Here is a 19,804-nt window from a genome sequence, read left to right as displayed (position 1 = left end):
TTTTTGTAGTTTGCTATATTAAAATTAAATAATATACTTAAACAATTTTTAGTTCAAAGGTAATGCTAGATAATATAAACCTAGATCAGATATTTTTTGCTCAGAATAATGTTAATATTAATAATATATATAAAATAGTCAATAACGCTTTGAACAATAGTGATGGTGGTGAGCTATTTTTAGAATTTTGCCAGTCAGAGTCTTTGGTTTTTGATAATAACATATTAAAACACATGGATTTGAATACCAGAAGAGGGTTTGGTTTAAGATCCTTTTGTAAGGATAGTACGTCTTTTGTTTGTTCTTCTGAGATTAGTGAAAAAGAAATTAGTAATGCTGCTTCTATTGTTAAAAGTTCGGTGTCTTTTAATAAAACAAATTCAATAAACTTAAATGAAGGGACAAAAAAACTATACTTGAGAATTAACCCCATAAATGAAATAGATCTGAATTTAAAGATTAAGCTGCTTAATGAGGTTAATGAGTATGTAAGATCCAAAGATAACTGCGTGAAGCAAGTAAAAATAACCCTAAGTGGAGAATGGCAGGTTATACAAATAATAAAGGGTGATCACAGATTAAGTGACGTCAGGCCTCTAGTGCATTTTAATGTGCTAGTCATTGTAGAGAAAAATGGCCGAATTGAGAGGGGTTCTGCAGGGCACGGAGGACGAGATTCTTATAGTAAGTTTATTTCTGAGAAAGGGTGGAAAAGAGTTGCAAACCAAGCGTTAGAACAAGCGTTAATAAATCTTGAGGCAATTCCAACTCCAGCTGGAGAGATGACGGTTGTTCTCGGTCCAGGCTGGCCAGGAATATTGTTACATGAAGCTGTAGGTCATGGCCTTGAAGGCGATTTTAATCGCAAAGGAGTCTCAGCATTTTCGCATTCTATAGGCAAACAAGTGGCAGCTAGTGGTGTCACTATAGTTGATGATGGAACCTTACCTAATTTACGTGGTTCTATTAGCATAGATGATGAAGGTACTCTGCCTGGTTATAATGTATTAATAGAGGGTGGGATCCTCAAAGGATATATACATGATCATATGAATGCTAAACTCATGGGTGTAAATCCAACTGGTAATGGTAGAAGGGAAAATTATAAAGAAGTTACTATGCCACGCATGACAAATACCTATATGTTGCCAGGAAAGCATACGCCAGAAGAAATAATATCTAGCGTGAAGAAAGGTCTGTATGCAGTAAATTTTGGTGGTGGGCAGGTTGATATAACGTCAGGGAAGTTTGTTTTCTCATCTTCAGAAGCTTATTTAATAGAAAATGGCAAAATTGCGCAGCCAGTTAAAGGAGCAACGCTCATTGGTGACGGTCCTACAGTGCTGAAAAAAGTGTCCATGATTGGAAATGACTTAAAGTTGGATCCAGGTGTTGGCACATGCTCCAAGGGTGGGCAGAATGTACCTGTTGGTGTTGGTCAACCAACACTCAAAGTTGATTCAATCACAATAGGTGGAACTGAGTTATAAGCTAGGAACATTCACATTCTGAGAACTTTGGTCTTTACTTTGTTGATTTATAGTAGTTCCTTTCAGTTTAGTAAATGGTGCATTTTCTTTCACTTTTTCTTGAATAGATTGCTCTTCAGTTGTTACAGCAGATTGCTCACTCTTTTCAGCTCCCTTACCTTGGGGTTCTAAAATTTTATTAATGCCATCAAGAAATTTCTTATTCCATTGTTCTTTTTTCTTTTCTTCTTCTTGTGGGTGAGGGTTGTATAAAGTACCTGGTTTGTTATTTGAAAAGAGGCTTTTTATCGCACTATATTCAGCAGTAGCAAAACAAAAAACAGCAAGCCCTATTGTTACAAAAGAGGGAATACCGAATAATGAAGTTGAGCCGATAAATAATATTGTAGCTGTTAAAGCAATAATAGGTAGTAAAGATTTACGTAAGAATGTTATCACCATTTCTTTATCATTAAGCATTGGTTCATCTTCTTTTTTTTCAACACTTAAAACTTTTCCAAAGCCTGGTATTTTTTTTAACAATCTTCTACCAGGTATCTGGTGTTTAGTAAAGTCAGTAAACTGATGCCAAGCTTCTTTACTGACACACTCAGCTACGACTTTTTCTATTTCACCGTTCTTTAAATTCTCTTCACTAGCTAATTTTTTTCCTCTAATTTCTTTAAATACAGAAAGTAAAAACTGGGAAAAATCCTCTTCACTGAGTGGTTTTATTTTTGGACTAACATCGTTGAATATCTTTCCACTATTCTTAAGTACAAAAGTAAAAATCTTCTTTTCATCTCCATTCTTTAGTTGGTTTAACAGTTCCTCTAGTGACTGCTGCTCACACCGTAATTTTTGTATTTCCTGTTCTGAGAGTTTTTCTTGCAGCTTCTCTTGTATTTTATTTATCTCCTGTTGTGTGTGCTTCTCCGGATTCTCTAAAGTATCTAGGAAAGCACGATAGATTAACTGATGCTTCTCTTTTTCAAAGATTTTCTCATCTTTGTTAGCCCTATGAGTAGATGGCTTTGAGGATTCCAGATTCTTTATTTGTGGAGTTGATATTTTTGTCATAACTGACTTACTCACATTTACTATACTTAATTGTAGTATATTTTTTATATTATTTCAAGTGGTTTGTACTCTAGAAGCTTGTAGTGTTGTTTAAATCATAATTAGGAAAATTTAAGCCCAGTTGCACAACTGTACGAACGTTATAAATTTTAGTTCACCAAGATGGTGTCATTCCAGTGTATGACGCTAGGTGCAGTTTGTAATACCACGATTCATTTGCGGTATCTCTAGATCCCGCTAGCAAGCGGCAGGATGACGGTAGCTATAAATATTAAGGAATTTACTAAATAGAAAGGCAAAAAAACGGAGTAGCTAGTTGCTAACTCTTTAATTTTAAAAATTTGACGTTGGATAATGCCTTAGATGCTTCATAAGCGCATTTCGGCTTGTATAAGTAAGAACCAGAAATTTTATAAAGACATATGGTGCACATAGTGCGAAAAATTAAACAGTAGTACGCCAAATACAAGACCTTCTTGTCATTTTAATCTGCACAGATTGGGAAGTTATATAAAATAGCTCCACTACCGGGATAAGAAAGCTGATAAAGTGTGTCAAGTAATTTTTGCATTTCTATATAATGAGCTGCTTGAATAACACCTACCGATCTCTCAAATCACAATGTTTGTGTAGTTGTTCCCCAGTTATCACTAATTTTTACCTCTACTTCAAGTGGTATAGAAATTTTCACTATATTTTCCATTACATCCTTCATAAGTTTTGCCGTTTCTTGTACTTTTTCGTTCTCTACTTCAACTAGTAGCTCATCATGAACTTGGAGGATTATTTTGCCCGCTTTTAACTGATCGAAAAGCTGAATCATCGCACATTTTATTATATCAGCGGCAGTTCCTTGTAGTGGTGCATTTATTGCCGCTCTTTCCGCAAATTGTCTTAGATAAGGAATTGTGTTATTTATGTCTTTTACAAAGCATCTTCTGCCAAACAAAGTTTCTACATAACCATGCTGTCTCGCGGTAGACACTACTTTTTCCATATAGACCTTTATTTCTGGATAACAGGAAAAGTAGTAATTAATGTATTCAGCAGCTTCCTCAATGGTAATTCCAAGCCGTTTTGCAAGGCCAAACTGGCTGATTCCGTACATGATTCCAAAGTTAATAGATTTTGCTTTGCGCCTTAATTGTTCATCGACCTCCATATCTTTTTGCACTCCAAAGACTTGCCCTGCAGTAATGCCATGAATATCCTTTCCATTTGCAAAAGCTTCTTTAAACGCTGTAACATTTGCAACGTGTGCTAGGAGCCTCAGTTCTATTTGTGAGTAATCAGCAGAAATTATCTTGTATCCCTTTGGCGCAATAAATGTCTGTCTAATAAGATTTCCTTCTTTGCTTCTGATAGGAATATTCTGCAAATTAGGACTGCTTGAGCTGAGCCTTCCAGTTGCAGTTACAGTTGTTGAGAAATTTGTGTGTATTCTGCCATCAAGTGGGTCAACTTGCTTTATTAGTGCATCAGTGTAGGTACTTTTTAATTTACTTAAATGTCGCCAATCTAAAATTTTGCTTGCAATTTCAACTCCTTCTATTTCAAGTTCTTCTAGTACTACGGAGTTTGTGCTATACGATCCAGATTTCAACTTTTTTTTCTTATTAAGCCCCATCTTGTTAAATAGAACATCACTTAATTGTTTTGGCGAAGCAATATTAAACTTTTCTCCTGCCAAATTATATATGTCATTTTCAAGCACAGCAATTAGCTGTTGGAATTTGTCAGACAATTCTTGTAGTTTATGAATATTTAGTAATATTCCATTTTTTTCCATGTTGAATATTACTTTCATAAGCGGTTTATCGAAGCGCTCGTAAATTGTAAAAAGCTTTTCCTTAAATAGCCTTTGTTTCAGCTTTTCATGAATTGCTATTAAAGTTTTTGCTGAAAAGGTCTCTACATTTTCACTCAAATTGTGTGCAATTATGTTTGGAATGCTGTGATCGTGTTTTCCTGTGTCGAGACTGTATGACATTATCATCAAATCGTCAACTGAGCCCAGTACTTTTTCTATTGTAGGAATGGTTTTCCTGGTTTCTCTGGTATCATGTATTATTTTGAGTATCCCATTTGAAAATAGAGCTGAATTGATTGTAATAAGTGCATCTTGTGAACGGTTTTGATCTATGTAAAAAATGTTATCCTCATTGTAAGATAAGGAAATTTTACTAAGTACGTTATTTTCGAAATGGCAATGAATTGCGACTTTTCCTTCATATCTACAGCATTCCAAAAATTTTTCTAATGCTTCACTACTATATTCTGTTCTCTCTTTTGTGCTCGATTCATTATAAGAAAAAAGTTTTTCTACTTTGCCTATCAAAGAATTAAATTCGTACTTCTTTAAAAAAGATAACAATTTTTCCATATTTGGAGAAAGAACCTTATATTTTATGACATCATGCTGAAGATCCACTTTCTCGCATAGTGATAAAAGTTTTCTTGAAATTAACGCTTTTTCTTTATGTTCAGTGAGAATATTACGTGTCCTTGTTTGTTTGATGTTATTGATGTTTTCTATGGTATTATTCAACGAATTAAATCTATCCAGCAATTTAGCTGCAGTCTTTGGGCCTATTCCTGGAACGCCAGGAATGTTGTCAGATACATCTCCAGTTAGAGAAAATAAATCAAGAAGCTTATTTGAATTTACACCAAATTTTTCTATTACTTGTTTTTCATCTATGTATATGTTTTTGATAGGGTCAAATATTAAAACGTCGTAGTTCAAGAGCTGAAATAAGTCTTTATCTGACGAAATTATTACTACTTTTAAATCTTGGTGGTTAGCGTATTTTGCAGTTAATGTTGCAATTATATCATCTGCTTCATAGCCTTCAATCTCTTCATAACTGAGATTAAAGGCTTCTATTGCTTCCCTCAGTATTGTGAACTGTGGAATTAAACCCTCAGGAGGAGTTACTCTGTTTGCTTTGTATTCAGGGTATAAGTCGTGCCTAAAATTTTTTTTACCGGAGTCAAGTGCTATAGTTAAGTAGTCTGAATGGGTGATATACTTTAGAACCATATTCAGAAATCCGTACACAGCACCTATTGGCATACCAGTTGTAGTAGTTAGATGATGCAAAACGTAATAAGCTCCGAAAAGAAAGCCGTAACCATCGATAATTGTGAAAGTTTTTTTTTGCATTGTAGAGATATTTATGTGTGCCCTTGATAGTCCATTATTTAGCTACAGAAATCAAGTCTTTGTTTTCTTGCTTTACAAATATCATAGGAGATTTTGCCACAAAATGACATTCACACATAGTTAATAATTACCGTTTAAAATTGAGTTATATTAAAAAGTTGAAGGCTCGAAATGAATAAGAAGACAAAAAAACCAAAGAAGTCGAAATCAGCTAGCCAAACTGTAAAGACTATTAGTAGTCCAATTATTCTGATTCCGCTTCAATAAAAAATGAAATAGTACCAATAAAAGTTAGGCCAAAGGCTAAAAATAATCAAGCCTCTAAAAGAAAGTAAAGCTTATGCTTTCTTAACTTTCGATTCCAACTTAACAGGTGACAGCGAAGCGTTTGATACAGGTTTAATATCAAGTAAAAGTGAAATATTATCTAACTTAAAGCCGACAGTCTCAAAAAAAGGTTGCGATAAACGATGATATATCTCAAAAACAATTGCAGAATTCAGGTCAGCAAAAATTTGCTGAATTAGAAGGTAATAGGAAGGTGCTTAGCAAAAGAGTGCTAAGAAAAGTTGAAATTACAACTGTTTCTAAAGGGCAAAATAATTCTGCTGCATCTGAGAAAAACTTCCTCAGACAAAGAGCAAATCTAAGCAAATTAAAAAAGGAGTTGAGCAAACTGTTAGTCTTGATGATCAGATTAAAACTCTACAGAATAGACAAAATGATCTGCGAAAGAAATTTGATAAACCTGAGCAACATAGTAAATTATTTATGTTTATAAAGTCAAAAAAACATAAGATTGAAGGAAAGGAAGCAAAATCTCAGTTAAGGGGAGTAACTAAAGCTAGATGGAGAGCTGGACTTGATAAAGGGTTTAAGAATGATTAAAGGCTTAGGAATTTTAGGTTTTGTAAATAAATCCCGTGATACAAGTAACTCTGGCAATAAATATTTAGAAGGAATAGATAAAATAGTACAAAAGCATTTTTAACAATATATACATTATACGTGTAATGATCCTAGTAATTTTTTGAATTCAAAACCTTTTGTATACAGATCTCTTCAGGAAATTTTAGATAGAGCTAATCTACATATGAGGAAAACAGATCTTACTCAGGTATGATGCATACCAAATTGAAACTTTACTGCAAAGTAACGACATAAAAGCAAGGGGGAAGAAAAGTGCTAAAAGAAATGTATAAAGAATTAAAGAATGAAATGAGCAAAAGTAGAAAAGGCTTTGATTCAAAAAATGATTAGTATATTTGTAAACTAAGAGAGGGCAAAAGTGCATCATCCTATTTAATTATGAAATTTATACAAACAGTGCAACAGCCATGGCAGGCCTCAAAGGGAAATGTTTAATAGACTGTACGGACACATTACAATTTGCAGGTAATTTGTGTGACAGGTGGTGTTATGCTTGACAGCACTTACACAACAAGTTAACTAACTTTGTCTTAAATCTTAATGGATAAAGCTTCTTCTATTTCTAGCTTGTTAAGCTTACTCTTTTATTCTAGTTCTTTTATAGCATCAATGAGACTTAGTTCCTTACCATCAAGTTTGATTTTAACATCTATGTCTTTCTCTAAATCTTCATAACTTGGTTTGCTACCTACTATTTTAATATTGCTATCAGAACTCAATGCAATGTTGCATTTTTTTCCATTGATGTACCATTTAAACTGAATTCACATTCATATAGAGAAGAATTAGCTAAGTCATAACATCTGACTCTAACTTTTTTACCATCACCACTCTCAATAACATAATCATTTGTAATTTTTCTGTCATCATTATCTAATATTGAAAAATCAGTGATTTTGTTACCTTTATAGAATTTACTATTTAAAAGTTCGCTTACTTTACAGCCGTATCCTTATCTTGTAGTGTTATTCTTGCGTGAAAGCTACTGTTATTATTTCGGTAACTTCGGTAAATTAATATGTTGTTAATAATATCATCTTTAATATATGTGCTAAATTCAGATTTAGCTTTTTCTTTTAATTCAATGTATTCTTTAGGAAGCTCTCCTGCATCAAAAAATTCATTACTGTTGTCTAATATACCTTAAGTGTCTTGTACTAACATGCTTTTTGTTCTATTGACATACCTATATTAATATTATATATAAAATCATTAACATATTTTTTTAAAGTATAAACCTAGATAAATCTAGTTGTTTTGAAATCGATTCTAGTTTATCTTTCACATATTTGCTATCTATAACAAATTTTTCACCATTTTTTTCAGAAGCGATAAAACTTATTTCATCCAAAAGCTTCTCCATGATAGTATGAAGCCTCCTTGCACCTATGTTTTCCACTTCCCTATTAACTGTAAACGCTATTTCAGCTATGGTTTCAATTCCATCATCAGTGAACTCAAGTGTTACATTTTCTGTTTTCATTAAAGCTATGTACTGCTTTAACAAACTGGATTCCGGTTCTTTTAATATCTTTATTAAATCTTCTTGAGTAAGTGCTTTAAGTTCTACTCTGATTGGTAGCCTACCTTGCAATTCTGGTAAAAGATCGGATGGCTTAGACAGATGAAAGGCACCGGATGCAATAAATAATATATAGTCTGTTTTTACGTAGCCATATTTAGTTGAAACGGTTGTTCCTTCAAGTAACGGTAATAAATCACGTTGTACTCCCTCTCTATTTACTTCACCTTTTACTTCTGTGCGCGCTGCAATTTTATCTATTTCATCCAAAAATACTATGCCTTCATTGCTAACAAGATCGATGGCTTCTTTGATTATCTTATCTTCATCCATTAACCTTTCACTTTCTTCATTAATCAATATTTCACGCGCTTCTTTTACCTTAACTGTAATGGTTTTTGTCTTTTTACCCCCGTTGAACATTTTACCCATTAGCTCTGTTACGTTCACTACACCAACTTGCCTACCTGGCATGCCTGGTATATCAAAAGTAGGTAACATGCTCTTGCTCTCTCTAACGTTAATGGAAACTTCCCCATCTTCAAACTCTTTATTTCTCAATCTTTCTCTGTAAGTCTTTTTACTTTCTTCGGTTGCATTTTCGCCGACCATAGAATTGACTATTATCTTCTCAGCTAAATTCAAAGCTTTTTTAGCTAGGGCTTTGCGAGCTTTTTCCTTAACTAAAACTATTGCTGCATCAACTAAGTCACGTGTTATTGAGTCAACATCACGTCCAACATATCCTATCTCGGTAAATTTCGTTGCCTCAACTTTTATGAACGGTGCACCTGCAAGCTTTGCTAAGCGACGAGCTATTTCAGTTTTACCAACCCCTGTGTGACCAATCATCAGTATATTTTTAGGTATGATTTCATCACGCAAAGGAAGAGGAACTTTGTTGCGACGCCAACGATTCCTGAGTGCAATTGCAACAGCACGCTTTGCATCATCTTGCCCGATTATGAACCTATCTAGCTCTTTAACTATCTTCTGTGGTGGCAGATCATCTAATAAAATTTGTGTGCTATTATTAACTTGAGCACTGCTATTATTCGAATCACAATCACTTCTAGTATCTTTATATAGGTCACTTTTTTTATTGCAAGTATCACTGCTACAAGATTGCCCTCCTGAGATCATAGGTTGATTGGAGAAATTAGTACGTAAAATTTTTCGTTCATCAAAAGACATATTATCCCTCTATCTTTTCAACAACTACATTATGATTTGTGTAAACACATATATCGGCTGCTATTTTCATAGCTTTTTTTGCAATCTCCTCTATTGATATTCCTTTGATGTCAATCAAAGCTTTTGCTGCAGATAGGGCAAAATTTCCCCCAGAGCCAATTGCTGCAATTCCATCTTCAGGTTCAAGAACATCACCTGTTCCTGTGATTACTAACGAAATAGACTTATCTGCAACTATCATCATAGCTTCCAGTTTTCTTAAATACTTATCCATTCTCCAATCTTTTGCAAGTTCAACGCATGCTCTCATTAATTGTCCTGGATGTTTATCGAGTTTAGATTCTAGTCTTTCAAAAAGAGTAAATGCATCAGCTGTTGCTCCAGCAAAACCGGCAATAACGGAATCACTAGAAAGACGCCTGACTTTTTTTGCCCCAGATTTTATAACAGTATGTCCTAATGAAACCTGTCCATCACCTATTACTATTACGCTTTTGTCTTTCCTAATTGACAGTATGGTAGTTCCATACATTTTGCTGCTGTCGTGTTGAATCATTTTTGTGTCAGTTTAAATAGTAATTTCATTATACTGTAATCGTTAGTTAAATATGTTTAGCTATAGCTTATAATATAGTATCTTCCTTATAACATTTAAAGTGTAGATGCAAAATATAATTCATCCAAATTTAGAAAAAAGTATAAATAATTGGTTTGAGACACAGTTTAACAGCCTTACATTACCATTTTATAACTCTATAGATCTTAGAAATTCTGGTTACAAAATTGCCCCAATAGACGCCAATTTGTTTCCTGCAGGATTTAATAATCTAAGTGAAATGTCAAAGGCAACAACAGCAGAGCTAATGAGGAGCTACTTTGAAGGGAAGCAACATAAAAGAGTTCTCATAATACCGGAGAACTACACGCGAAATAAAATGTATATAGAAAACGTGTTTGCTATAGAGGTAATACTACAACAAGCAGGTTTTGAAACGAGAATTGGTCTCTTTCATAATGAAGCATACAATTTAATAGAGCCGTATGAAACTATTGTGAAAGAAAACTCTCTGCTCAAGACAACTTCAGGATTTATGCCAGATGTTATTATACTAAACCGGGATATGACAAGTCATATTCCCGATATGTTAGAAAATGTAAAACAAGAGATAATACCGAGTCCATTATATGGTTGGCACAGCAGGCAGAAGTTTAAATATTTTAAAATTTATAAAAAATTAGTGTCCGAGTTCTGTAGCGAATTTAAAATAGATCCATGGCTTATTTCTGCATTTACAGAGGGCTGTGATGAAGTAGATTTCAATGACGATTCACCGCTAGAAACAGTAGCAACTAAAGTTGACCAAGTATTGTCTCTAGTGCAAAAAAAGTATGAGGAATATGGAATAAAGACTCAACCTTATGTTTTTATCAAAGCAAGCAATGGAACATATGGAATGGGCATTATAACAGCAACAAGCGGAGAAGAAATATTGACCCTCAATAAAAAAAAGCGTCATAAAATGAAAAAGATAAAAGAAGGTATAGAAGTCAATAGCGTTATTATACAAGAAGGTGTACCTACTATCGATATATTTGAATGTAGTCCTGCAGAGCCGCTTATATACTATATAGGAAATACTCCAACTTGCTATTTATACCGTTGCAATAGCAGAAAAGATATATATTCTAGCTTAAATTCTACTAACTGTAAGTTTTATGATGTTAGCCAAGTTGTAGAAAATAAAACCCTGTCACTTTGGGGTACAGTTAGCAAATTAGCAGTGCTAGCATTAGCAGTAGAAATGAGGTCTTTTCATATCTAATTTCTACTTCTATATAGCGCAGCCATTGTGCAGATCATGATTATGATTAGTAGTATTACCAAGTTCAGTAGAAGGATCATTGTTGATAGGTTGATTAAACAGTTTGTCAAGCTGGATTGCCAGAAATGCTGTGCTATATATTATGCTGGCTGCTACGCTCCAATTGAAATTATAGATTATACCATTACCCAAGTCTATTGGTATGGTTGCAATTTCTATCCTTTTTAATATAAAATTTAATAAACCTAATGACAGAGTCAGTGTGCTGATAATGAGGTCCTTATTGCATTTAGCAAGATCAGCTTCACATTTTGTAAGCTCATCAGTATCCTTTTTACCTTGATATTCTTTACTTACGTCTTGGTATTTTTTATATGCCTCTTGATATTGTTTATATGTATAATAGTAGTTTATAGGTTCTGAAATAAATAGAAATAGAATTGTTGATGCAAGCCCCACATGACTAACTGCGCCTGCAGCAAACAAATGGGTGATTTTCATCTGTGTCGATACTCCTATGATACTGCTTATCAAGAGAGCTAATTCACCTATAAACTCTACTAGTTCTTTAGGTTTATCTTTATTACTTGATTTACTTTTAGATTTGTATCCAGCTAAATTGAGTCCTAAATGGAGAGTGTATAATATGGATATTGGCAATTTTATTAACTTGGCAACCTTCCATGTAAAGGAGATATTTGATCTATTATTGTTAATAAACTCACAGCAGAATTGTAGTGAGATCTTACACAGCAACATTGTTAAAGCTGTTGTAATACAGATTATCTTCCTGATATGATGACCATGAAGCTTATGTATCACTTTTACGGACATATTTGATTCTTTTGTTGGCTTATTCAGCATAAATAACTAATAGAATAATAATCTCTTATCATTCTATCACATGGAGTCCTAAAAGAAAAGCACTATAAATCAAGACCTTAAGAGTGGTTTATACATAAACCAGCTAGGCACTTAATAAACAAGGAGTTAGTACTAAGAGTTGGTATGCGAAAGTAATATCCATCCTTGATAATAGTTTTATATTCCATGTCAAGTTCAACAAGCGTTTCTGAATGCTCAGAAACAAAAGATATTGGTAATAAAACTACAGGTACGCCATCAGCTTTTGCACGTAATAACTCGCTTTCAGTGCTTGGTTCTAGCCATTTTACAGGGCCGATCTTGCTCTGATAGCATATTGACCAGTCAAGATCTTTAATATGTAATTTTTTTACTATCAGTTTTACTGTTTCTTCTACCTGTAAGGCATATGGGTCGCCTTTTTTAATAACACTGAGAGGCAGGCTATGGGCTGAAAATAGAACTCTTGGTTTACCAACTTCACTAGCTAATTTATAGTGTTTAGTTATCAGGTTAGCGTGGGCCTCAATAAAATCTTGGTTATCATAATGGTGGCGAATTATTTTTGTGTTACATTTTATGCCATATTGTTTAGCATTTTTTTGCCAATTTTCGATGGATGACAAAGTTGTAGTAGTTGAATATTGAGGATATAACGGCAGCAGAATTACTTCATCAGGATCAAACTGCTTTACACTTTTAACAACTTCATTGGCAAATGGATGCCAGTAGCGCATGCAGATGAAAACTTTGGTCAGTTTTGATGTCATTCCTATGCGTGACACTGGAATCCAGTTTTCTTTTCTAGGCCCCAGTGTCACGCTACTTGGATGACAAAAGACAGATCTATTAAGCTCTCGCTCAAGTGCTTCAGCTTGCATTTTTGTGTTTTCTAAGATTGGTGATTTGCCTCCAATTTGTTCATATATTTTTCGTGCATTATTTTCTCGTTTTGCGGATATAAATTTTGCTAAAAAGAACCGAAAAGGATTGGGCAAATTAATTATTCTCTTATCATAAAAAAGATTAAATAAAAAAGGACGGACCGCACTCAGTGAGTCAGGTCCACCAAGGTTAAGTAAGACAACTGCCTTTTTCACCTACGCACTACTACAACAAGTTACTTTTGGGGTGCCTGTAAAATCAGCTACACACTCATCAAGTATAGATATAGGCACTAAATTTCTCACACTAACATATAATAAATGGCCAGATCTCTGCAAGTTACTCTTTGTAGATGCAAAAGGACTTCTATCAAAAACTAAATCAACACAAAAACTTGGTACTGCTTCGAGAAGTTCAATGGCGGCTAAAGATAGCATTATGCAGCTTTGAAGAACCTTCAGAGGAAAAACTAAGAACGTAACAAAAAAAGAGGTGCTACCTGTTTCGTTTGATAATTGTTCTTGGTTAGGTGAATTATACTCAATTTGTTTTCTATTTTGATCAAAAATAGGAAATTTTATAGAATCCTTCTTAAATTCTTCGTCTATTTCTTTTCTACCATGGTTGGTGATCTTTTCTAGTAACTTCTCACGCAGATTAAAAGTTCTTACGACAAAACATGTAGCAATCATCAACGCAGCACATATAGATGCACATAGCATGAAGCTTATATTATCTACCATAGCTGGTAGTACAAAGCAGACGAACAGTGCTATAATTGTCATTTCAAGAAATGGAATAATGTTTCTTTTCATTGCGAAAGCAGCACCTTCTTGTAGTTTTGTATTATGACGTGAGCTATATTCCAAATAACTTAAAAAGGCCAAACTAAAAGTTAAAAACCCTTTTGTTCCACAAAAAATTGATGACTTAAGATTATTTACTAGTTTTTTATGACAGTAATCCATGCAATACCTACTTGATGATTTATTCTTAACTATAAAGAAAAAACTACTTTTATAAAACCGGAATTTGCAATAAGATAAATATGTAAGTGTGTGGTTTTACATAAGAAAATATGGCGATTGAGAGGACACTTTCGATATTAAAACCTGATACGGTGAAAAATAATATTATAGGTAATATAAATTCCTATATCGAAAAGTCTGGGCTAAGGATAATAGCACAAAAAATGATGTTACTAACAAAAAAACAAGCAGAACTGTTTTATGCAATTCATAAAGATAGACCTTTTTTTGGAGGATTAGTGGAATTTATGACTTCTGGTCCTGTAATAGTTCAAGTTTTAGTTGGTGAAAATGCAATCAGTAAATATAGACAAATCATGGGAGCTACAGATCCAAAGCAGGCAGATAAGGGTACAATCAGAGGTGACTTTGCTGATGATGTTAATGAAAATAGAGTCCACGGTTCTGATAGTTTAGAAAATGCTCATAAGGAGATAGCTTTCTTTTTTGCTGAGTGTGAGTTGGTGTAGCTTCAGGCCTGCTAACATAGCTATATTTTACTCAGATTTTTACTGATACCCAGCAAAACAAGATTTAAAATTTTGTGTAATGTCATTGATTATAGCAAGATATGCATCTTTTCCAGGTTCTATATTTGACCCAATAGGATCAAGAATTATCATTTTTGCGTCATTGGAAAGGACTTTAGGTTTTATGCTATCTTCTAGTGAATGAGAAAATATACATTTAATATTTTCTTCCTCCATCACCTTTTTTAGTTTCATTAAGCTTTTCATGCCTATGTAAGAGTCCTCTTCTATAGAAAGAATAACACTTGGGTGATTTAAACCGAAATATTTTTCAAAATATTGATAAGCATCGTGAGTGACTATGTATTTTTGATTTTTAAAGTCATTTAATTCTTTTGCAATTTTTTCTGCTTCTTGATTTATTTTTTTTTTAGCTTTTATTGCATTGTAGTTGTACCGGGAGGCATTCTCCTTGTCTATGTTAGATAGTGCTTCACTTATAGAAAGTATCATACTCTTTGCATTTTCAGGACTCAGCCAAATATGTAGATCTTTTTCATCTTGAGTATGGGTAATTTGTTTGGAGAATGAATGTGATCGAGCAGGAAGTAAGTTAATTGTCTTTGACAACTGCACAAGTTCTTTTTTATCTTTAGCGAAAGGTTTAATAAATGTCTCTAAGTTATCATCAATATAAAATATAACATCACTTGATTCTAAGTTGCTCACATCAAATGGCTTTAATATATGATCATGTGTGGATGTTGTGTAGGCAAGCAAGTACGGTTTTGAAATTCCATCTGTAACAGAGGCTACAAGTGAATGTATAGGTTTTATTGTGGCTACAATTTTTAAATTGGATGAAAGGGCAATATTATAGTATAGTGTAAATAAAAGTAATAGAAAAAAAGCTAGTAAATGTCTCATGAAAGCATCGAGAAAAATTTAAATTTTGTCAAAAAGTTAAATAATGTCAATGACAGTGTCCTAAAAATAGAAAATCTTGCTCTGGCATACGATAATAAAAAGGTTCTCGATGGTATTAATATATCAATAGAAAAGGGAGATATAGTTACCATACTTGGCCCAAATGGTGGAGGTAAAACTTCTTTGATGAAGGTGGTTGCTGGTATAAGTAAGAATTATACAGGTAGCGTTATATTTGCTGATAATATAAAAATTAGCTACATGCCACAAAATTTTAGCATTAGTAAGTTGATGCCAATAACAGTTGAGTATTTCCTCTTAAATAGTTTTTCAAAAAAATTGAAGAAAAATCAATCGGTTATTACGGAAGTGATAGAATTAGTTGGTATTGGCAGTATTTTGAAAAATCAAGTATTAGAGATTTCTGCAGGACAGATGCAATTATTACTACTTGCACACTGTTTAATTGCAGAGCCTGACTTGATTATTCTAGATGAGCCGGTTAGTGCGATGGACATTAACGCACGTGCTAAGTTTTACGATATTATAGGAGAAATAGCAAAAAAACGACTAATTTCGATCCTTATGACGTCTCATGATTTAAGCTCCATTGTACCATGTTCAGATTATATTATTTGTATAAATCATACTATCTATTGCCAAGGTAAGCCTGGTAAGATTATGGAGGATAGAACTCTAGGCGAGATATTTAGCAGTTACATAGCAAAATGATTCAAAGTATTCTGCGCCTTTTGTATATAACTGCAGTACTAACTCGTTATAACATATCACCTTATTTACTTTCTCCATCAAGGAAATCAATAAATAGAATACGAGGCTATAAACTAAGATGTGCTTTTGAGAAATTAGGTCCAGTATTTATTAAGTTTGGGCAATCTATCTCGTCACGTACTGATATTTTGAATGAGGATATAACGAATAATTTATTGTTGATATGTGATAAATTGCCCTCTTTTTCACACAAGATAGCAGTTAAAACTATAGAGAGCGAATTTAATTGTAAGTTAAGTGACATTTTTTCAAGTTTTTCTGAAAAACCAATTGCAGCAGCATCAATTTCTCAAGCTCATAAGGCAACTACAACAGAAGGTAAAGAAGTTGCTGTAAAAATTTTAAGGCCAAATATTGAAAAAACATTTTCAAAAGATATCAAAATGCTTTTTTGGCTTGCGGGGATTGTAGAAAAGTTTAGCAAGCAATCAAGGAGGCTAAAACCAATTGAGTTAGTTGAAACTTTTGCTGAAATTTGCCGATTAGAGCTAGATCTACGCTTTGAAGCTGCTCACTCTTCGGAGCTTAGGGAAAATACAAAAAACGACAGAGGTTTTTATGTTCCTGAAGTGGACTGGAGTAGAACTTCAAAAAGGGTTTTAACATTGGAGTGGATAGGGGCAACACCAGTATATGAAGTTGAAAAACTAAATAATCATAAGCAAATAGCTATTAATCTTATAGAGTCGTTTTGTAATCAAGTATATAGAGATTGTTTCTTTCACGCGGATATGCATCCTGGCAATCTAATGATCGATAGTAACAACAGTATTGTCGCTTTAGATTGTGGAATTATGGGCCGAATAGACCGAGAAACATGTTACTATGTAATAGAGATACTGAAAGGCTTTTTGAACCGGGATTATGATCGCGTTGCAAAAGTGCACTTTAGAGCTGGTTATGTTTCGCCGCAGCATAAAAGTTTTGTTACAGCGTGCAGGGCAATAGGTGAACCTATTATAGGGCAGCCCATACAGAAAATTTCTTTTGCTAGTTTACTTGCTCAATTGTTAAAAATAACTGGTGATTTTGATATGAAAGTTCAAACGCAATTATTACTTCTGCAAAAAACTATGATTTTGCTAGAGGGAACTTGTAGAAAAATCTACCCAGAAATTAATGTGTGGAAGGTGGTTGAAGCATGGACGGAAAATCAACATAAAAATAAAATAAGCTATAAAGAGAGAATAAAGAGCTCTTACCCCGTAAAGACAATTCAAGAAATTTTTAACCTTATAGAAAAATTAAACCTAATAGCTAATCAGAAACTAGAGAATATTCAAATTAAAGATAGATCAAATGGAAAAATCTACTTTTTACTGTGGTCTATGGTCATAGCGCTAATCGTTAAGCTTTTGATTTTTTTGTGATAGACTTCTTGCATGACTGCTACTTACATAAAAAACATTGGCCATTCCTTAATGTCATTCTAGTGCTTAACGCTGGGACCATGCAGCTAACATGATAGTCTAGTCTACCTAGTAATGAAGGGTGTAAGTTTAAAAAGTTAACCAATTATGGGAAGGTTTTATTTATGTACCTCAGTTTTTCTTTTATTTTATTCTCAAATTAATTACTATTAACTGAATGTAAAAGGGAAGTTTATTTTGGAACTGTGAGGTTTTGAGGTGGAGCAAGCAATGATATCAAAAACTAGTAGTCGTTTAGAAATTACTTTGTCACTTGCTGCCAAACTTGTTGTACAGCAGTTTCCAAAGTGGGCTATTTAGAGGTTAAACCTGTTGAGTCCAGTCGCATAGACAATTGAACCTTTCGCTTATGTGAAGAAATATTGATCAGGGCTACCAAATGCAGAAAATTGTGCACTACGAGTTCTAAAGGAGCAAAAACGGCTCAAGATACTTGCACTGCATTTATCGTTTTCTGTTCCTGAACTGCTTGGAGTGGGGCAACCATCGAAACATTATCCTTAGAATTGGTTAATGTACAGGTGGATTGAAGGGAGAAAAGCATAAATAAAAGTGTCTATAGGTGATCTGAATTTACAGGTTATTGCTTTTCAACTTGCACAGTTTTTGAACGAATTATGTAGGATTGATGTTAGAGGAGGCCCTAGTCCTGGGTTTCATAACTACTAGCGTGGTGACCACATATCAATCTATAATGCAGAAAAATCGGCAATTATAGAGTTGCAAGGTTTTTATTGACACAAAACCATAACATCTGTTTTGAAAAAGGCTGTAAGCTCAAAATGAAACAAGAACTCAGTATGGATACATGGTGATTTTGCAATTGGGAATATCTTGATAAAATATGGGTGTATAGCTGCTGTGATTGATTTTGAATGTATGGGTGTTGGTGATCCAGCTTGTGATCTAGTCGTTGTGTGGAATTTTTTTTGAAAAATGAGAGTCGGAGAATTTTCAAATCACATCTATGTTTAAATTCAAATACATGGCCTAGAGCATATGGTTGTGCTTTATGGAAGGCTCTCGTTACAACTACACTAATTAAAAAATAAGGACAGCCCAGAAGCTATGAAATAAAGGAAAATTATTGATGAAATTCTAATTGGTTAATGTTAATTCAATTTTAAGTAAAAATTCCATCTTCTTTCCCCTCAAACGCGAGTATCGTAGAACAATTCTATTCGAAAATAAGCCACCATCAAATGATAAAAATGAAGTACCTCGAAAAGTACCTATAGGATCAGGATAATCAAAATTTAATACTAGCATAATCTTCTACCAGAAGTAAATCTTTTTCAGATTGTAAGACTCTTGAAAAACATCGAAAATTTTTTGACAGCTTCAGTTACTGATTCTCTACCATCATAGTTAAAGGAGGACCTATAAAGTCGACATTAGGATGCACATATGAGATCATATAATCAAGATTTTTGTTATGCATAGTATAGTAAGATTCTGCTTTATTCAGATTTTGGTCGACCATATTATCTCCACACTACAATACATATATGGTATTTGAGCCATATGTAAAGTCAAGGTTGAATTATATATAGCTAAAGGTTTTATCAAGGAAATAAAAAAGCGTATAGTTCTGGAGAGTATGATAGTAATGGGCTAGTGTAATAGGTTGGGCCTTTTCTTATTGCTGGAAGTGGTTGTATTGTTTAAGTTTTAGCAATATATATTGCTAAGTTAAGAACTCTACTAAAAGAAGTGAAAATCGTTATGGTTATTGTGATCACAGCCCAACTAATGGATCGTAAGGTCATAATTTCACTTTCCATATCTTTCCAGTTGTTTTATATATAATTCCCGAATTTAAAAAATTTGTTCCATATTGTATGATATGTTTGAATTGTTGATTAACCAGTTCTTGATAAATTGTTTGTGCTTTTCTGCTGTAAGTTCCAAGATGTTTGGGTTCAATTTTCTCTTCCTCTATCAGTTCTAGTGATATGCTCTTTTCTGGAGAAGTTATATCAATAAATCCGACTTTTATAATGAAGGTAACAATGCATTTCCGAAATCTGTAGTAAGTTATACTCATTTAAAACTTAAGAAATTTCTGGCGTATTTAACTTGTTCATCATAAAAACAGCTAAATGTAGTGCTACATCGATTTCGTATTTGCAACCTAACTTATAAATCAGCACATGTTTTATACTACATGTTCCTCGTTTTTCATTGAGTACTGATATATAACATGTGCGGTCAAGATTACGTC

The 19,804-nt window shown here is 33.5% G+C and carries 17 protein-coding genes; 6 read left to right on the top strand and 11 right to left on the bottom strand.

Annotation, left to right across the window (positions count from 1 at the left end; all coding sequences use genetic code 11):
* Window positions 1-62 precede the first annotated feature (62 nt).
* Window positions 63-1,490 carry a metalloprotease TldD gene (tldD, locus tag WBM_RS04465; RefSeq protein WP_011256924.1) on the top strand — a complete coding sequence of 476 codons (1,428 nt, stop codon included), beginning with the start codon at window positions 63-65 and terminating at the stop codon, window positions 1,488-1,490.
* Here the strand turns inward: tldD and WBM_RS04460 are convergent.
* From WBM_RS04460 to hslV, 5 genes are all read right to left on the bottom strand, one after another.
* Window positions 1,485-2,549 (bottom strand): hypothetical protein, encoded by a 1,065-nt coding sequence (locus WBM_RS04460; RefSeq protein ID WP_160119453.1) that lies wholly within the window; start codon window positions 2,547-2,549, stop codon window positions 1,485-1,487. The two genes, tldD and WBM_RS04460, sit on opposite strands and share 6 nt — an antisense overlap.
* 616 nt (window positions 2,550-3,165) lie before the next feature.
* On the bottom strand, window positions 3,166-5,715 hold the full coding sequence (gene polA, locus WBM_RS04455) for a DNA polymerase I (RefSeq protein ID WP_011256922.1): 2,550 nt from the start codon (window positions 5,713-5,715) through the stop codon (window positions 3,166-3,168).
* Between the two features lie 1,514 nt (window positions 5,716-7,229).
* Entirely contained in the window at window positions 7,230-7,364 is a 135-nt protein-coding gene (locus tag WBM_RS06780) for a hypothetical protein (protein WP_255324087.1), read from the bottom strand.
* A gap of 506 nt (window positions 7,365-7,870) precedes the next feature.
* Entirely contained in the window at window positions 7,871-9,361 is a 1,491-nt protein-coding gene (gene hslU, locus WBM_RS04445; protein ID WP_011256920.1) for an ATP-dependent protease ATPase subunit HslU, read from the bottom strand.
* Window position 9,362: 1 nt separating this feature from the next.
* Window positions 9,363-9,917 carry an ATP-dependent protease subunit HslV gene (hslV, locus tag WBM_RS04440; protein WP_041571505.1) on the bottom strand — a complete coding sequence of 185 codons (555 nt, stop codon included), beginning with the start codon at window positions 9,915-9,917 and terminating at the stop codon, window positions 9,363-9,365.
* A gap of 106 nt (window positions 9,918-10,023) precedes the next feature.
* On the opposite strand from hslV, the gene gshA reads away from it, so the two are divergent.
* Window positions 10,024-11,184: a glutamate--cysteine ligase gene (gene gshA / locus WBM_RS04435; RefSeq protein ID WP_011256918.1), complete on the top strand. Its 1,161-nt coding sequence runs from the start codon at window positions 10,024-10,026 to the stop codon at window positions 11,182-11,184.
* Between the two features lie 9 nt (window positions 11,185-11,193).
* Here gshA and WBM_RS04430 read toward each other — a convergent pair whose 3' ends face one another.
* The 3 genes from WBM_RS04430 to WBM_RS04420 all read right to left on the bottom strand — a co-directional run bounded on the left by WBM_RS04430 (window position 11,194) and on the right by WBM_RS04420 (window position 13,901).
* Window positions 11,194-12,048 carry a hypothetical protein gene (locus tag WBM_RS04430; RefSeq protein ID WP_011256917.1) on the bottom strand — a complete coding sequence of 285 codons (855 nt, stop codon included), beginning with the start codon at window positions 12,046-12,048 and terminating at the stop codon, window positions 11,194-11,196.
* Between the two features lie 77 nt (window positions 12,049-12,125).
* The gene (gene hemH / locus WBM_RS04425; protein ID WP_011256916.1) at window positions 12,126-13,148 is read right to left on the bottom strand and encodes a ferrochelatase; all 1,023 of its coding nucleotides are present in this window, start codon (window positions 13,146-13,148) and stop codon (window positions 12,126-12,128) included.
* On the bottom strand, window positions 13,149-13,901 hold the full coding sequence (locus WBM_RS04420; RefSeq protein WP_011256915.1) for a hypothetical protein: 753 nt from the start codon (window positions 13,899-13,901) through the stop codon (window positions 13,149-13,151).
* 110 nt (window positions 13,902-14,011) lie between these two features.
* Between WBM_RS04420 and ndk the strand changes: the two genes are divergently transcribed.
* On the top strand, window positions 14,012-14,431 hold the full coding sequence (gene ndk, locus WBM_RS04415; protein WP_011256914.1) for a nucleoside-diphosphate kinase: 420 nt from the start codon (window positions 14,012-14,014) through the stop codon (window positions 14,429-14,431).
* A 39-nt stretch (window positions 14,432-14,470) separates the two neighbouring features.
* Here the strand turns inward: ndk and WBM_RS04410 are convergent, their stop codons facing one another.
* Window positions 14,471-15,358, bottom strand: coding sequence for a zinc ABC transporter substrate-binding protein (locus WBM_RS04410; RefSeq protein WP_041571504.1), 888 nt, complete (start codon window positions 15,356-15,358; stop codon window positions 14,471-14,473).
* On the opposite strand from WBM_RS04410, the gene WBM_RS04405 reads away from it, so the two are divergent.
* The 3 genes from WBM_RS04405 (at window position 15,350) to WBM_RS06655 (ending at window position 18,513) form a co-directional block, all read left to right on the top strand.
* Complete coding sequence (locus WBM_RS04405; protein WP_011256912.1) at window positions 15,350-16,090, top strand: metal ABC transporter ATP-binding protein; 741 nt, start codon at window positions 15,350-15,352, stop codon at window positions 16,088-16,090. The two genes, WBM_RS04410 and WBM_RS04405, sit on opposite strands and share 9 nt — an antisense overlap.
* Complete coding sequence (ubiB, locus tag WBM_RS04400) at window positions 16,087-17,520, top strand: 2-polyprenylphenol 6-hydroxylase (RefSeq protein WP_011256911.1); 1,434 nt, start codon at window positions 16,087-16,089, stop codon at window positions 17,518-17,520. Before WBM_RS04405 ends, ubiB begins: the two co-directional genes overlap by 4 nt.
* 894 nt (window positions 17,521-18,414) lie before the next feature.
* Window positions 18,415-18,513, top strand: coding sequence for a phosphotransferase (locus tag WBM_RS06655; protein WP_233417511.1), 99 nt, complete (start codon window positions 18,415-18,417; stop codon window positions 18,511-18,513).
* 165 nt (window positions 18,514-18,678) lie between these two features.
* Here WBM_RS06655 and WBM_RS05845 read toward each other — a convergent pair whose 3' ends face one another.
* Together WBM_RS05845 and WBM_RS04395 are read right to left on the bottom strand one after the other, a co-directional pair.
* Window positions 18,679-18,849: a hypothetical protein gene (locus WBM_RS05845; RefSeq protein ID WP_158676307.1), complete on the bottom strand. Its 171-nt coding sequence runs from the start codon at window positions 18,847-18,849 to the stop codon at window positions 18,679-18,681.
* A 496-nt stretch (window positions 18,850-19,345) separates the two neighbouring features.
* On the bottom strand, window positions 19,346-19,627 hold the full coding sequence (locus tag WBM_RS04395; RefSeq protein WP_011256910.1) for a hypothetical protein: 282 nt from the start codon (window positions 19,625-19,627) through the stop codon (window positions 19,346-19,348).
* Window positions 19,628-19,804: the final 177 nt, after the last annotated feature.

Source organism: Wolbachia endosymbiont strain TRS of Brugia malayi, from assembly GCF_000008385.1.
GTDB lineage: Bacteria > Pseudomonadota > Alphaproteobacteria > Rickettsiales > Anaplasmataceae > Wolbachia.
This window is presented reverse-complemented; position numbering and strand designations above follow the sequence as displayed.

Bases quoted from the DNA above. Each gene is read 5' to 3' on its own strand.
- tldD (WP_011256924.1), top strand. From the start codon at position 63: ATGCTAGATAATATAAACCTAGATCAGATATTTTTTGCTCAGAATAAT.
- WBM_RS04460 (WP_160119453.1), bottom strand. From the start codon at position 2,549: ATGACAAAAATATCAACTCCACAAATAAAGAATCTGGAATCCTCAAAG.
- polA (WP_011256922.1), bottom strand. From the start codon at position 5,715: ATGCAAAAAAAAACTTTCACAATTATCGATGGTTACGGCTTTCTTTTC.
- hslU (WP_011256920.1), bottom strand. From the start codon at position 9,361: ATGTCTTTTGATGAACGAAAAATTTTACGTACTAATTTCTCCAATCAA.
- hslV (WP_041571505.1), bottom strand. From the start codon at position 9,917: ATGATTCAACACGACAGCAGCAAAATGTATGGAACTACCATACTGTCA.
- gshA (WP_011256918.1), top strand. From the start codon at position 10,024: ATGCAAAATATAATTCATCCAAATTTAGAAAAAAGTATAAATAATTGG.
- WBM_RS04430 (WP_011256917.1), bottom strand. From the start codon at position 12,048: ATGCTGAATAAGCCAACAAAAGAATCAAATATGTCCGTAAAAGTGATA.
- WBM_RS04420 (WP_011256915.1), bottom strand. From the start codon at position 13,901: ATGGATTACTGTCATAAAAAACTAGTAAATAATCTTAAGTCATCAATT.
- ndk (WP_011256914.1), top strand. From the start codon at position 14,012: ATGGCGATTGAGAGGACACTTTCGATATTAAAACCTGATACGGTGAAA.
- WBM_RS04405 (WP_011256912.1), top strand. From the start codon at position 15,350: ATGTCTCATGAAAGCATCGAGAAAAATTTAAATTTTGTCAAAAAGTTA.
- WBM_RS04410 (WP_041571504.1), bottom strand. From the start codon at position 15,358: ATGAGACATTTACTAGCTTTTTTTCTATTACTTTTATTTACACTATAC.
- ubiB (WP_011256911.1), top strand. From the start codon at position 16,087: ATGATTCAAAGTATTCTGCGCCTTTTGTATATAACTGCAGTACTAACT.
- WBM_RS05845 (WP_158676307.1), bottom strand. From the start codon at position 18,849: ATGCTAGTATTAAATTTTGATTATCCTGATCCTATAGGTACTTTTCGA.
- WBM_RS04395 (WP_011256910.1), bottom strand. From the start codon at position 19,627: ATGAGTATAACTTACTACAGATTTCGGAAATGCATTGTTACCTTCATT.